Source organism: Aurantimonas sp. 22II-16-19i (assembly GCF_002088275.1).
Classification (GTDB): Bacteria; Pseudomonadota; Alphaproteobacteria; order Rhizobiales; family Rhizobiaceae; genus Jiella.
In genome coordinates this window covers 322,429-335,294 of the sequence record NZ_AQQS01000002.1, presented here as the reverse complement: position 1 = coordinate 335,294, position 12,866 = coordinate 322,429, and the positions used below count along the sequence as shown (strand labels likewise).

The window sequence follows — 12,866 nt, the reverse complement described above, 5'->3', positions numbered from 1 at the left end:
CGCGGCCGAGCCGCGAGCGCAGGATCGGATCGCCGTCACGAATCTCGGCGAGGATGCGGTGGAGCTTGGCGAAGGGAGAGTTCACGCCCGGTCCCTCCACCAGAGGCCGATGCTGAGGGCGATCATCCCGAGCCCGTAGGTCATCGCCAGCATGATCATTTCCGGCCTGGTGACGACCGTGGTTAACGCCGACAGCCAGGTCATGCGGATGCCCTTTCCCTGGAAGCCGCCGCCTTGCGCTTTTGCCGCGACGGGGCGGGGTTCTTCGGGTTAGGTTTGCGCTGGTTGGGACGAGCGCGGAGGTAGAGACCGGGGAAGAGCTTGGGCAGCGGAACGTCGAGGAACGCGGAAAGCGCCTCGGCTCCGGCGCGAGAAGCGCCGACTAGAGCCATGCGACAGGAGCTTTCGGCGATGCCGGCCTGCTGCGCTATCTCGGTCAGCGTCGAGCCGCGGCGGTGAACTTCCGCCCTGATCTTGAAGCGGTCCCACTCCTCGTCTGGACTGGCCATCGATGCTCCTTGGACCGGCTTTCGCAGAGCCGGTCTTTTTTGGGGTAAAAATTACGAACGCAACGCAGAACGTATCTCGATTAATCATGATTGAAAAGCGGAAAATCGAGTTCCCACTTCAGAAAATCATGATTGAGAGTGAGAACGCTATTTTCTGCATGATTATCAGTAGGTTATCAGATGCCTCGCCCCAAAAAAGAAACTGGGAAGCCAGTTCCCAGTTTCAGTGATGATTTCGGGCAGCGGATGGAATCGTTGATTTCCAAGATTGGAGATCAAAAAACCGCCGCGAAGCTCGCAGGCGCTTCAGTCGCAAAGCTCACGAGCTGGAAGTTCGGGCGATCGAGACCCGATTTTTTCGCGCTGGTGCAACTCTGCGAGGCCGCAGGCTCATCGCTGGAATGGCTCGCCACCGGCGAGGGTCCCATGGAGGTCGGCGAATCAGCGCGTGACTCTGGGAGAGAAACGAGTCATGTTCCGGCCAGAACGGAACAGGAACACAGAGGCGTTCCAATGCTGCAACTCGTTGATCCTGAAGCGTTTCGCGAAGGCGCTTTAGTCATGCTGCCGCGTCTGGACGTCGAGCTGTCCGCAGGCGCGGGCGCGCTGGTGGAGAGCGAAGACGTCGAGAGCTTTTTCGCGATGCACGCGGCCTACTTGAGGGAAATCGGCGTCAACCCGGCCTTCGCGACCACCATCCGGGTCCGTGGTCGCTCGATGATGCCGACGCTCGCCGACAGAGACTGGGTGATCGTCGATACCTCGATCGATTCCGTGGTCGACGAGGGCCTCTACGCCGTCGTCTACGGCGGCCTCTCGCTCATCAAGCGCATCCGCCTCATGCGGGACGGCACAGTGAAGCTGTCCAGCGACAACCGGGACGAGGGCTATGACGACGAGGTTATTCCACCGTCCGAATTGCCCGAACTGCGTATCGCAGGCCGCGTCCGCGGCCATTTGAGAGGGATTTGATTATGACCGCCAAGAGCTATTTCGTCGCCCAGGGCTTCGTCAAAGAGGGTCGCCGGCTCATTTCCGGCCAGACGTTCCAGGAAAAGACCGCCGAGGCCGCGATCGGGCGGGCGACCCGCATCGCCGATCGCTTCGCCGGCGCCGTCGCCTTCGAGCAGCTCGCCGACGACGAGACCGGCGAGACGCTCGAGGAGCCGAAGCTCCTCTTCCGAGCCGGCCAGCTCCCCGCTGACTTCGCCGACGACTGACGCGAACGACTTTTGCTCGCCTGCTCCTCCCGGACCCTGCTCATGAACCGCGTTTTCGGGAGCATTTGAAGTGACGCCCCCGGCGCCGATTTCCGCCCCGAGGGAGCATTTGAATTGACGCCTCGGCCCTTGCCGTTTTGCCCGTCAATCTCCCCTCAAAGCCCCGCCCCGCCTACACTTTCCCGCCAAATTCCGCCTGATCCCGGAAAATCCCGGCCAGGCTCACCTGATCTGTCGCGTTACACCAGGCGCCGAGCGCACCGGTGATCCGCTTCACCAGCGGCAGCACAGTGAGACGGTAGAGCGCACGGTTGGCTTCGGCGTAGTTCGAGTAGGTGACGTCGCCGGGGATGCCGAGCAGCATCGGCGGTACGCCGAAGGCGAGCGCGATGTCCCGCGCCGCGCCGTTCCGCGCCTCGATGAAGTCCATGTCCTTAGGCGTCAGCGCCATCGCCTTCCAGTCGAGCCCGCCTTCGAGCAGCAGCGGCCGCCCGGCCCGCGCCGCGCCGGAGTAGCCGGTCTCGAGCTCGCTCTTCAGCCGGTCGAACTGGTCGGGCGACAGGTTGCCGCCGCCCTCGGCCTTGTAGATCAGGGCGCCGGAGGGCCGCGCCGAGTTCTCCAGGAGGGCCCGGTTCCAGCGCGCCGCGGCATTGTGGAGGTCGAGGGCGTTCTGCGCCGCCCCCAGCGGCGGAAAGCCGCGATGGTCGGCGAGCGGATGGAACAGCGCCAGCGGCAGGATCGTCGCCGGCTCGCCGCCGGGCCCCTCCGCCGCGATCCGCCGGACGCTCGCCCCCGCCCGATACTCATAGGCCTCCGGCCAGCCGTCGGCGCCCTCGATCGGCCGCACCCGATCCGGCCTCAGGGGATGCAGCGCCCGCACCTCGCCGTCGATCAGCGCTGCTTCCACATAGGCGTTGCCGGAGAGGAGCAGATGGCCGCAGATCGCCTCGACGAAGGCCGCCCCGTCGGTCATCGGGTTCGGCCGCCGCAACAGCTCCAGCAGCCGATGCCCGCTCACCTCGCTGTCGCCGTCGTGAAGCACCAGCGGGATCGCCGCGGCCGCCTCGCTGATCAGTCTGACGGACCGATAGGCGACCGGGTTCTGCATGAAGCCAGCCCGCGCCAGCGCCGCATAGGAGCGCTCGACCCATCCTCCGTCGTCGCCGCCGGTGAAGACCAGCGTCCCGGCCACCGTGGCGGCAGATTTCCGCTCGCCCGCCGCCGCGCCAGCGCCCTCGCCCGGCGGCCGTGGCGGCGCACCCAGCCAGCCCGCGATCGTTCCCGCAAGTCCCATGCGATTGCTCCGATGTTCTGGAATCCGTTCGGGAAGCTGGCCATTTGCGCGGCCGGCCACCTGTCAGCGCGGGAGCCCTTCGGCGCCCCCCTCTGTCCTCCTGAGCCAGTCGAAGGGCGGACATCTCCCCCTCCAGGGGGGAGATCGGCAGCGTTGACGCTTGCGCACTTCCGACGATAGCGCCAGCAGCAGGCTTCCCTCGGTGAGGGAGCCCCTTCGACGCTGGCGCCAGCAGCAGACTTGTCTCGGTGAGGGAGCGACTTTCGCGCGGGATCGATCTCCCCCCTTGAGGGGGAGATGCCCGGCAGGGCAGAGGGGGGTGCCTCGGCACAAACCTAACCGGCACATACCGCTCCCCCGCAGCCCTTCCCCTAAAGCCCCCGGATCCGCGGCGCCTCCCCGCCACCCGCCAGCGCGTTCACCGCCCAGACCAGCGCGTCGAGCCGGTCCGGGGACCGCCCGCCGGACAAGCCGTCCGCCCCGAAATCCGCCATCTCGTCTTCGAGTTCGGGAAACCGGCCGGCATGGCGCACCCGGCCGCGTTCGTAGAGCGCGGCGACGGGTTCCGCCCGCAGCCACTTGCCCCGTGTCGCCCGCACCGCCTGGAACGGCGTGTCGGGGCTCGCTGCCCGGATCACCGCCTCGACCATGTCGCCGCCCTGGTTCACCTCGGCAACGATGCGGTCGGCCTCGAGCGCCTGATAGAGCCCGATCGCGGCCGCCGCCCATTCGTGCGGCTTGGCGCGCCGGCGGCTCGCATCGGCGAGGACGTAGATCGTCCCGTCGGCCCCGCGTCCCGCGGCGACGATGCCGCAGGCGTCGGACTTCGCCGTCGAGGTCGCCGGCGGATCCACCGCGACCACCACCCGCTGCAACTCGTCCGGCGCCGCGCAGCGCTCCCGCTCGATCCGGCCGATGTCGAACAGCGCGTCCTCGCGGGCCGCAAGGATCTGCCCGTCCAGTTCCTGCCGCCCGAGCCGCGTGCCGCCGTAGCGCTCGGTCATCGCGGCGAGGAACCCCGGCGCGAGATTGCCGGCGTTCTCCGCCGTCGTCATGTGGGTCGAAACGGTCTGCGGATCGGCGATCAGCCGCTTCAGGAGCGGGATCGGCCGCGGCGTCGTCGTGAACAGCGCGCGGGGGCTTTCCCCCAGCCGCAGCGCCAGCTGCAGATTGTCGAACGAGGCCTCGCCATGCACCCATTTCGCCAGCTCGTCGCCCCAGGCGAGGTCGAACTGGTAGCCGCGCAGGGCGTCGGGATCCTCCGAGGAAAACATCTGGGCGATCGCCCCGTTGGCGAACACGAGGCGCCGCCGGCTCGCCTCGAACACCGGCCGCGGCTGGCCGGCGACGGCCAGCAGCCCGCTCTCCCCGTCGATCATCACCTCGCGGGCGTCGGCCAGCGTCTCGGCGAGAAGCCCGATCCGCATGTGCGGCCGGTCGGCGAAGGGCGGCTCGCCGGCCGCCATCGCCCGCACCCATTCGGCACCCGCCCGGGTCTTGCCGGAGCCGCGGCCGCCGACGATCAGCCATTGCCGCCAGTCGCCCGGCGGCGGCAGTTGCGAGGGCCGCGCGGTGATTGCCCAGGACGGCTGCGCGCCGGCCAGCACCCGGGCCTTCTGCCGGGAGATCAGGCCGTCCGTCTCGCCCCAGAACTCCGCCTCGGTCAGCGGCCCCGCGTCCTCGCCGCCAGCGGCTTCGGCTTCGTCCTCGTCCGCGCTATGCGCCGCCATCGGCGCCTCGCCCGTTCGGCTTTGCGCCCGCCTTCGTCGGCGCCTTGAGGCCCCTCTTCGGTCCCGCCTGCCGTCCGCGCGCCCCCGCCACCGTCGCCGTCGCCGCCTTCGCCGCCGCCGGCGTCGCTCCCGTCCCGGCTTCGTCGCCGAACAGCCTCGGCCCGCCGGCGCGCCGCGCATCGAGGGCCCGCAGCCGGCGCATGAACGCCTCGCGCAGCCGCAGCGTCTCCGCCTCGTCGTCCTCGCCGGCGCTGGCTTCCAGCGCGCGCAGCTCCAGAAGCTTCTCCAGCGTCCGGGTCAGGAGGATCAGCGCGTCGGCCCGTTCCTTGAAGCCGCCCCGCCCCGCGGCCGGCTTGGCGCCGACTGGCGTCGGCCTGCCGGCGGCCGGGCCCTTCAGCGCGCCGCGGCTCTCCCTGCGGCTCGCGACGACGTCCGGTCCCGGTGCCGGCCCCGGTGTCTGTCCCTGCGCCGTGATGGCGGGATGATCGTCCTCCGCCCCCACCTCGAGGCGCTCCACCTCGCGCAGCAACAGCGCGAACAGCCGGTCCGACAAGAGTTCCGCCATCCGCGCCTCGAACCCGCATGCGTCCCGCACCCGACCCGGCCTCGCGACCGCCCGGACCCGGAAACGAAAAGGCGGCCCCGGTATCCCGGTGCCGCCCACTGATTTTTCGATGATGACTGAACCCTACCCGACCACCGTCACGCAGTCAAGGAATTTATTCTTAGATCTGCTTCTCCGGCATCGGCTCGAAGTCCGCCTCGTCCTCCGCCTCGGCCGCATCCTCGTCCTCCCCCGGCCATTCCACCAGGTGATCCTCGTAGTCCTCCAGCGCCAGGCCCTCCTCGCTGACCGTGCGGCCCCGCACGGACACTCCGGCCTGGTGCACCGTCTCGCGGTCGCCCGAGACCAGATGGTGCCACCAGTAGAGGTCGCGCCCCTCGCCGACCAGGCGGTAGGCGCAGGAGGGCGGCAGCCAGGTCAGCGAGCGCACCGCCTCCGGCGTCAGGCCGACGCAGTCCGGCACCACCTCGTGGCGGGTCTCGTACTGCCCGCAGCGGCATCTCTCGCCGTCGAGCAGCCGGCAGGCGACGTTGGTCCAGGCGATCTCGCCGGTGTCCCAGTCCTCCAGCTTGTTCAGGCAGCAGCGGCCGCAGCCGTCGCACAGCCGCTCCCACTCCTCGCCCGTCAGCTCCTCGAGGCTCTTCGCCCGCCAGTACGGCACGGGATCGTGATCGGCGCTGCCATCGTTCATCGGGAAACCATGCGGTGAATTTTGAAGATTTTTCGGTGCCTTCGGCCTATAAGAGGCGTGAGGGACGACGTAAGATGTCATGGATGGCCGCACAAGTCGCGGCCATGATCGACCGCACCGCCAGTGGGAGGCAGGCTTGAAGGCCCGCTTCCGTGCGGGCGTTGCGCAGAATGATGGGCTGGCCCTTGCAGAACGACACGAATCAATCCCGGAAGCGCCGGCAGCCCTCGCGACTCATCGAGGTCGACGCCTGGATCGATTCGGGCCTTTGGCGCGCCTTCCACGCCTTCGCCGCCTGGTGGGAAGGCGTCACCATCGTCTCGCGGAAATTCCGCGCCCGCGGCTTCAACCGGGTGCTGGTCGAACTCTCCTGCGAGGGGCTCACCCTCGGCCTCGTCGGTTTCGTCATTCTCTTCGCCCTCGCCCAGCCGGCCATCAAGATGACGAAGAACGGCCTGCCGCAGGAGAGCGACTATTCGGTGCAGTTTCTCGACAAGCATGGCGACGAGATCGGCCGGCGCGGCATCCTGCGCGCCGCCGCTGTCCCCATCGACGAGATGCCGGACAGTTTCATCAAGGCGCTGCTCGCCACCGAGGATCGCCGCTTCTTCGATCATTTCGGCATCGACTTCCTCGGCCTGATGCGCGCCATGACGGTCAATGCCCAGGCCGGCGGCGTCGTGCAGGGCGGCTCGACCCTCACCCAGCAGCTCGCCAAGAACATCTTCCTGTCCAACGAACGCAGCCTCGATCGCAAGATCAAGGAGGCCTTCCTCTCGCTCTGGCTGGAATCCCACTACTCCAAGCGCCAGATCCTCGCGATGTATCTCGACCGCGCCTATATGGGCGGCGGCAGCTTCGGTGCGGCGGCGGCGTCCGAGTTCTATTTCGGCAAGAACATCCGCGAGGTCTCCCTCGCCGAGGCGGCGATGCTGGCCGGCCTGTTCAAGGCGCCGGCGAAATACGCGCCCCACATCAACCTGCCTGCGGCGAGAGCCCGCGCCAACGAAGTCCTGACCAACATGGTCCAGGCGAGCTTCCTCACCGAAGGCCAGGTGATCGCCGCGCGGCGCAATCCGGCGACCGCGATCGACCGCTCCTCGACCCCGTCCCCGGATTATTTCCTCGACTACGCCTTCGAGGAGGTGCAACGCATCGCCAAGGCCAAGGGGCTGACGCAGCACAACTTCGTCGCCCGCACCACGATCGACCTCGATCTGCAGAAGCTCGCCGACGAGGCGGTGGAATACAATCTGCGCCAGTTCGGCAAGACCTACGACGTCGGCGAGGCGGCGATGGTGGTCTTGTCCGCCGACGGCAGCGTCAGGGCGATCGTCGGCGGCCGCGACTACGGCGTCTCGCAGTTCAACCGCGCCACCCGGGCGCTCCGCCAGCCGGGCTCGTCCTTCAAGGTCTATGTCTATGCGGCGGCGATGCAGCAGGGCATGAAGCCGACGGACACGATCGTCGACAGCCCGATCACCATCGGCAAGTGGTCGCCGCAGAACTACGGCCGGTCCTTTGCCGGGAGGGTCACCCTCGCCAATGCGCTGGCCCGCTCGCTCAACGTGCCGGCGGTCAAGCTCTACCAGAAGGTCGGGTTCGACAACACGGTGGCGACCGCCAAGGCGATGGGAATAGAATCTCCCCTGCGCGGCGACAAGACCATGGCGCTCGGCACCAGCGAGGTGACCGTCATGGACCAGGCGACCGCCTACACCGTCTTCGCCAATGGCGGCATGAACCCCAACCGCCACGCCATTCAGCAGCTGTCCGACGGCACCGGCAAGGTGGTCTGGGACGCCCGCAACGACATGCCGCCGCGCCAGCGCATCCTCTCCGAAGACGCCACCAAGTCGATGAACGAGATGCTGGTCGGCGTCAGCGAACGGGGCACGGCGCGCAAGGCGCAGCTGACCATGACCCGGGTCGGCGGCAAGACCGGCACCACCCAGTCCTATCGCGACGGCTGGTTCGTCGGCTACACCGGCAACTATGTCGGCGCCGTCTGGTTCGGCAACGACAGCTTCGCTCCGACCAACCGGCTGACCGGCGGCTCGTTGCCGGCGCTCACCTGGCAGCGCTTCATGGAGGCGGCCCACCAGCACATCGATCTGAAGCCGATCCCCTATCTCGACGATCCCTTCCCGGCCGAGAGCGCCAAGGTCGCCAATGCGGAGGGCGACGGGGTCCGGCCGGCTCCGCCCGAGACCCTCGGCAAGAAGACCCAGGACGTCCTCTCCGACATCGCCGACCGGCTCGATGCGATGAAGCCGCTGGAGGCCGAGCAGCTGGCCTCCGCCGAGGCGTCCGGCAGCGGCAGCGGCGGGGCCGCCGTCACCGCCCGCGCGCAGTAGCCGCGCGTTCGAAGCCACGGCGAAGTCCAACCGATGCGTTTTACCCTCCTCGTCATGATCGCGATCACGATCGCCCTCTATCTCGGCGGCTGGTCGGCGCGCTGGGCGGTCGACCATTCGTCCGAGATCGGCACCGTCGTCGTCGGTCAGTGGCAGGCGACGCCCTTCGCCGGCGCGCCCGACGCCGATCCCTATTCCAAGGCGCGGCTCGCCGTTCTCGGCAATCTCACCCTCGGCATCGGCGAAGGCATCCAGTTCCGCAGCAACGCCGACGAGGCGGGCCGCCCGCTGCGCCGGGAATGCAGCTACGTGATCGCCGGCACCACCCCGCCGGCCCGCATCTTCACCCTCGCGGCCTATCAGCCCGAGGGGCAGCTGATCCGGCCGAGCGCCGGGCGTCCCGGCTGGCTGACCTCCAACAATCTCATGCGCGACGACGACAACGCCTTCAAGATCGCCGTCGGGCCGCGGACCATGGCCGGCAACTGGCTCGCCACCTCGGGAACCGGCCCGATGACGCTGATGCTGGCGCTCTACGACACCCCGGCGAGCGCCGCCAGCGGCGCCTCCAGCCTCGCTTTGCCCTCGATCCGGCGGGGAGACTGCCTCGATGGGTAAGCTCGCTCTGGCTCTCCTGATCGGCGTCGTCGGTGCCGGCCTCGTCCACATCGCGGTGATCTTCACCATGCCGGACGTCGCCCGGCGCAACGCCTGGGGCCGGCTGGCCGAACTCGGCAAGATCGACGATCTGGTTCGCGTCGCGGCCCTCGACAGCGCGCCGGATTCGGTCCTCGCCTCGGCCGACGCGCCGGCCGGCGACTTCGCCTTCGTCGATCCCGCCTTCGTCACCGCCGGTTGCCGCTTCTCCCTCGCCGACGGCCCGGTCCGCATCCGCGCCGCGCAGAACGATCCGGCCTTCTGGTCGGCGTCCATCTACGACCGCCGCGGCGACAATCTCTACAGCATCAACGACCGCTCGGCCGTCGCGAACGCCTTCGATCTCCTGGTCGGGACGAAGGACCAGCTCGTCGACAAGGCGGCCGCCGAGAACGAGCCCGAGACCCAGATCCCGGTCGAGGTGGAGATGACCGAGGGCTACATGACGATCCGCGTCCTCGTCGACGAGGAGAGCAAGCGACCGGCCGTCGACGCCTTCGTCTCGTCGATGACCTGCGAGGTGTCGCCGACGGACGACGCCGTCTCGACCAATGCCATTCCGCGCGCCGGATAGAGCCGGGCCGCCTCCTGTCCCATCTGTCGTGCAGGGGCGATCCGGGCAGCGATCCGGAATCGGCCAAGTCTCAGATCGCCGCAGGCACACCCGCGGACGCCTGGCAGAGGTGGCGAGCCTGCGATGCCTCCCGCAGCGCCCCCGCCTGGTCGCTCCCGGCCGCCCGCCGCGCTGGCGTCCCCCGCGCCTCGATCCGCCCGTGGCGGATGCAGGGCAGGATCAGGACGACCGCGCCCCGCTGCCGGTGATCTCCCCGTGCCCGGGGAACCGGGCCGGTTCGCCCCCCCGGATCGAACATCACGATCGTTCCCATGCTGTCACCCACCGCTCCCACGCCGCTCGCCGTTCCCCAGGGACAGGCAGCTCGCCCGACATGCTCAGAGGACACCGTCCCACAGTTAACAGCTTGCTAAGAAATCTTGCGTAAACCTATCCAAAGTCTTCGAAATCACCCTTTCGTGACGCAGCCGCAACGCTCCGTAACCCCCCGTTATCGACCCCGGCTCACGCGAGCTGCGGGATCCTTGACCGGAGCGATGACTGCTGTGCGCGGCGTGAACAGAGTTCAGCGGAGCGTCATGGCCGACCGGATGCCACGCATCTTTCGAACGCTCGAGACCCGCAACGGGCGGAGCGCCTTCGACACCATCGCCAAGGCGGCCGTCGCCGATTTTCTCGAGGTCCGTCAGCCGGCCCCGGCGCGTATCGCCGATTTCTCCCATCTCATGACGTCGATCTGGTCGAAACTGCCGGCAGCGACCAGGAAGCAGCTGGCGATCGCCCTCGCCCCGTCTCCGCATGTCCCCCGCGCCGTCGTCGAGCTCCTCCTGGCGGAACCGCCGGAGATCTCCGCGCCCTTCCTGTTCTCGAGCCCTTGCCTGACGGGCGAGGACGCCGCCGCACTCGCCTCGCCCGAGGATCGTGGGACGGCCCCGGATGCGGCCAGCCCTCACCTTGCGGACACGGCCGCCGCCGAGGCGACGTCCAGCCGGCCACCGGCGCCGCGCCGCGTCGCTCCCGGCGGTGGCGACGATACCCGGCCGCCCCTCACCAGCGCCGCCGCGGCACGCGACGCCCTGCTGGCCCTCGCCCGCGTCAAGCCCCGCCGCGCCGCGCCCCAGGCCGATGCGCCACTGGCCGCCGCACCCGTGGCCGACGCGCCGCCCGCCGAGCCTCGGGCCGCGGCGCCCGCCCGGCCCGCCAGCTCCATCGCCGATCTCCTCCAGGAGGCCCGAAGCGGCAGCCCCGAGCGGACCATCCGCATGATCGCCGACCGCCTCCAGCTTTCGCCGGAGATCGCCGCGACGCTTCCCATCGGCTCGGACGGCCGGGCGCTGGCCACAGCGCTCAAGCTGCTCGGCCTGTCGGCCGCCGACGCGATGACGGTCGTGCTGCTCGTCCACGCGACCGCCGGCCGCGACGTCGACGCCTTCCGGGCGCTGCGACGCTTCTACGACGACGTGTCGGAAACGGCGTGTCAGGAGGCCCTGGGCCTCGAGGCCGGCGCGTCGGCCAAGCTCAGCAACGTCGGCACCCGGGCGAAGCACCGCCCGCTCCACGCCGAAGGCGCCGGCCTGCGGCCGGCGACGCAAGGCCGCCCGGCCGCCTTCGGGCGGCGGCGGAACCTCCCGTCAGGGCTCGCCGCCGGGAACGGCCGAAGGTCCTGAGGGCTCTTCCATCGCAGCGTCCCCGTCGGACGGCTCGGGCTTGGGCGTCTGGAACGCCGAGGCCTGGCGATATTTGACGTAGTTCGGGAACAGCACGATCAGGTTGTACTGCCACCCCTGGCTGAGCTCGCGCTTGAAGCGGAACCGCGTCCCGGCCTGGACGAGCTCGAAATCCTCCAGCTTTTCCAGCTTGCCGAACAGCTCGTCCGGCGCCCGCCACTGCAGCGTGTCGAACAGGGCCGCTGTCAGGGCCGCCAGCCGCTTCGCGCCGCGCTTCGCCTTGGCCGCGCCGTCGGCGACCAGCTTGATCCGCACGCTGGTCAGGGCGTCGCGTTCGAGGCCCCGCGCCATGACGAAGAGCTGCGGCACATCGGGAAGCGCCGGCTCGGCCACCACATCGGGATCATCGTCGATGGGAGCGTCCTCGAAATCGGGTTCGGGCGCCACCTCTTCGCCCGAAGCCGTCGCGGTGGCGAAGCACTCCCATTGTCCCGTCAAAAGCGCGCTTTCGTGCCACGCCATGATGCCGTCGCCGGGATCGATCGCCTGGCAGACGCGCTTCGGGTCGACCATGGCGAGGCGCACGAAGTCTTCCGCCGTCGCCGTGACGGGCGGGCTCAGGAGCCGCGGCGAGGCGATCGGCGCGACCTTCGGCACGGGTCCGCTCGTCGCGGCGCTCGCGCCCGGTTCTTCCGGCGGCTCCTCGCCGGCTGCTGACGGGAAGGGCGCATCGAAGACCGAGCCGGTCGGCGCCGTCCGCTTCAGCCTGTCGCCGATCGCCTCGCCGGCCGGCGTGTTGAGCAGGATCACCGCAAGGCCGCCGGCGATGAAGAGGGCGACGAGACCGAGGCGGGTCGCGAGCCCCAGAACCTCGGCGAGCTTGAACCGGCTTTCGGCCGGCGTCGCCGCGGCCACCGGCGCCTCCCAGGCCGGACCGGCACCGCGCTGCGCTTCCGGCACGCCCTGCGGCGGAAAGGCCAGGCGCCGCCGCTCCCCCGGCTTCCCCACGCGCTGCTTCAGCCGACCGGCAGCCCCTGGGATCGCTCCGGTGGCCGCCCTCGCCTGCCGCCGAAGCCTGGCCATCGTCCCGGCGATGCGGTTCTCGCCCTTGGCTTTGCGCGTTCTGGCCAGTGCGGCCGCGAAGCCGGCAGAGGTCTTCGCCGCAAAGGTCGCAAGGGCGGCACGAGCCATCCGGGGCGCCGGTCTCACCGATCTCGCCGGTCCCGTCGCCCCGGTTCCCGTTTCCGGCTTGCGGGCCGCCGACCGCGCCGCTGCATGCCGGAGGATCCGAAGGCGCATGACGGTCGACGTCGAAATCCGCTTCAGACCCCCGGCGAGCCCCGCGCCGATGCGCAGGCCGTCCGCGCCGCGCCGCTTGACCCAGCCGCGGATACCGGACAGCCGTCCCCCCGGCCGGCCGCGTCTTGCGCGCGCCAGCAGAAGCCGTGCCTTGTCCTGAAAGGCGTCGAGGAGCATGCCGGTCTACCGCTCGTCCATTCGCATCCGCATCCGGGTGGATCGGGTTCGACATATCAGTTCCGCCCGCGCGCATCGGGCGTCGGGCGTCGGGCGTCGGGCTCGAAAGGTCCGATGCAGCCGATA

General features: G+C 69.4%; 13 protein-coding genes. 6 read left to right on the top strand and 7 right to left on the bottom strand.

Features of this window, described 5'->3' with window-relative positions:
- Positions 1-81: 81 nt before the first annotated feature.
- Both ATO4_RS28625 and ATO4_RS04150 read right to left on the bottom strand, forming a co-directional pair.
- Entirely contained in the window at positions 82-204 is a 123-nt protein-coding gene (locus ATO4_RS28625; protein WP_280940476.1) for a hypothetical protein, read from the bottom strand.
- Entirely contained in the window at positions 201-509 is a 309-nt protein-coding gene (locus tag ATO4_RS04150; RefSeq protein ID WP_083590131.1) for a helix-turn-helix domain-containing protein, read from the bottom strand. The genes ATO4_RS28625 and ATO4_RS04150 overlap by 4 nt, the downstream gene beginning before the upstream one ends.
- A 255-nt stretch (positions 510-764) precedes the next feature.
- Between ATO4_RS04150 and ATO4_RS04145 the strand changes: the two genes are divergently transcribed.
- Together ATO4_RS04145 and ATO4_RS04140 are read left to right on the top strand one after the other, a co-directional pair.
- The gene (locus ATO4_RS04145) at positions 765-1,481 is read left to right on the top strand and encodes a S24 family peptidase (protein WP_139802237.1); all 717 of its coding nucleotides are present in this window, start codon (positions 765-767) and stop codon (positions 1,479-1,481) included.
- A 2-nt stretch (positions 1,482-1,483) separates the two neighbouring features.
- Entirely contained in the window at positions 1,484-1,729 is a 246-nt protein-coding gene (locus ATO4_RS04140; protein WP_083590129.1) for a hypothetical protein, read from the top strand.
- 172 nt (positions 1,730-1,901) lie between these two features.
- Here ATO4_RS04140 and ATO4_RS04135 read toward each other — a convergent pair whose 3' ends face one another.
- The 4 genes from ATO4_RS04135 to ATO4_RS04120 all read right to left on the bottom strand — a co-directional run bounded on the left by ATO4_RS04135 (position 1,902) and on the right by ATO4_RS04120 (position 6,009).
- Positions 1,902-3,023 carry a phage portal protein gene (locus ATO4_RS04135; protein WP_083590128.1) on the bottom strand — a complete coding sequence of 374 codons (1,122 nt, stop codon included), beginning with the start codon at positions 3,021-3,023 and terminating at the stop codon, positions 1,902-1,904.
- Positions 3,024-3,394: 371 nt separating this feature from the next.
- Positions 3,395-4,753, bottom strand: a complete 1,359-nt coding sequence (locus ATO4_RS04130; protein ID WP_083590127.1) for a terminase family protein — start codon at positions 4,751-4,753, stop codon at positions 3,395-3,397.
- A complete protein-coding gene (locus ATO4_RS04125; protein ID WP_083590126.1) occupies positions 4,740-5,318 on the bottom strand; it encodes a hypothetical protein in 579 nt (192 codons plus the stop codon). Before ATO4_RS04125 ends, ATO4_RS04130 begins: the two co-directional genes overlap by 14 nt.
- 160 nt (positions 5,319-5,478) lie before the next feature.
- Positions 5,479-6,009, bottom strand: coding sequence for a YcgN family cysteine cluster protein (locus tag ATO4_RS04120; protein ID WP_083590125.1), 531 nt, complete (start codon positions 6,007-6,009; stop codon positions 5,479-5,481).
- 185 nt (positions 6,010-6,194) lie between these two features.
- On the opposite strand from ATO4_RS04120, the gene ATO4_RS04115 reads away from it, so the two are divergent.
- The 4 genes from ATO4_RS04115 (at position 6,195) to ATO4_RS04095 (ending at position 11,264) form a co-directional block, all read left to right on the top strand.
- Positions 6,195-8,366 (top strand): PBP1A family penicillin-binding protein, encoded by a 2,172-nt coding sequence (locus ATO4_RS04115; RefSeq protein ID WP_245308552.1) that lies wholly within the window; start codon positions 6,195-6,197, stop codon positions 8,364-8,366.
- A 33-nt stretch (positions 8,367-8,399) separates the two neighbouring features.
- Entirely contained in the window at positions 8,400-8,984 is a 585-nt protein-coding gene (locus tag ATO4_RS04110; protein ID WP_083590123.1) for a DUF1214 domain-containing protein, read from the top strand.
- Positions 8,977-9,597: a DUF1254 domain-containing protein gene (locus tag ATO4_RS04105; RefSeq protein ID WP_083590122.1), complete on the top strand. Its 621-nt coding sequence runs from the start codon at positions 8,977-8,979 to the stop codon at positions 9,595-9,597. The genes ATO4_RS04110 and ATO4_RS04105 overlap by 8 nt, the downstream gene beginning before the upstream one ends.
- Positions 9,598-10,187: 590 nt before the next feature.
- Positions 10,188-11,264 carry a hypothetical protein gene (locus ATO4_RS04095; RefSeq protein WP_139802236.1) on the top strand — a complete coding sequence of 359 codons (1,077 nt, stop codon included), beginning with the start codon at positions 10,188-10,190 and terminating at the stop codon, positions 11,262-11,264.
- Here the strand turns inward: ATO4_RS04095 and ATO4_RS04090 are convergent.
- A complete protein-coding gene (locus ATO4_RS04090; protein WP_139802235.1) occupies positions 11,229-12,455 on the bottom strand; it encodes a DUF6030 family protein in 1,227 nt (408 codons plus the stop codon). The genes ATO4_RS04095 and ATO4_RS04090 overlap by 36 nt on opposite strands.
- Between the last annotated feature and the right edge of the window lie 411 nt (positions 12,456-12,866).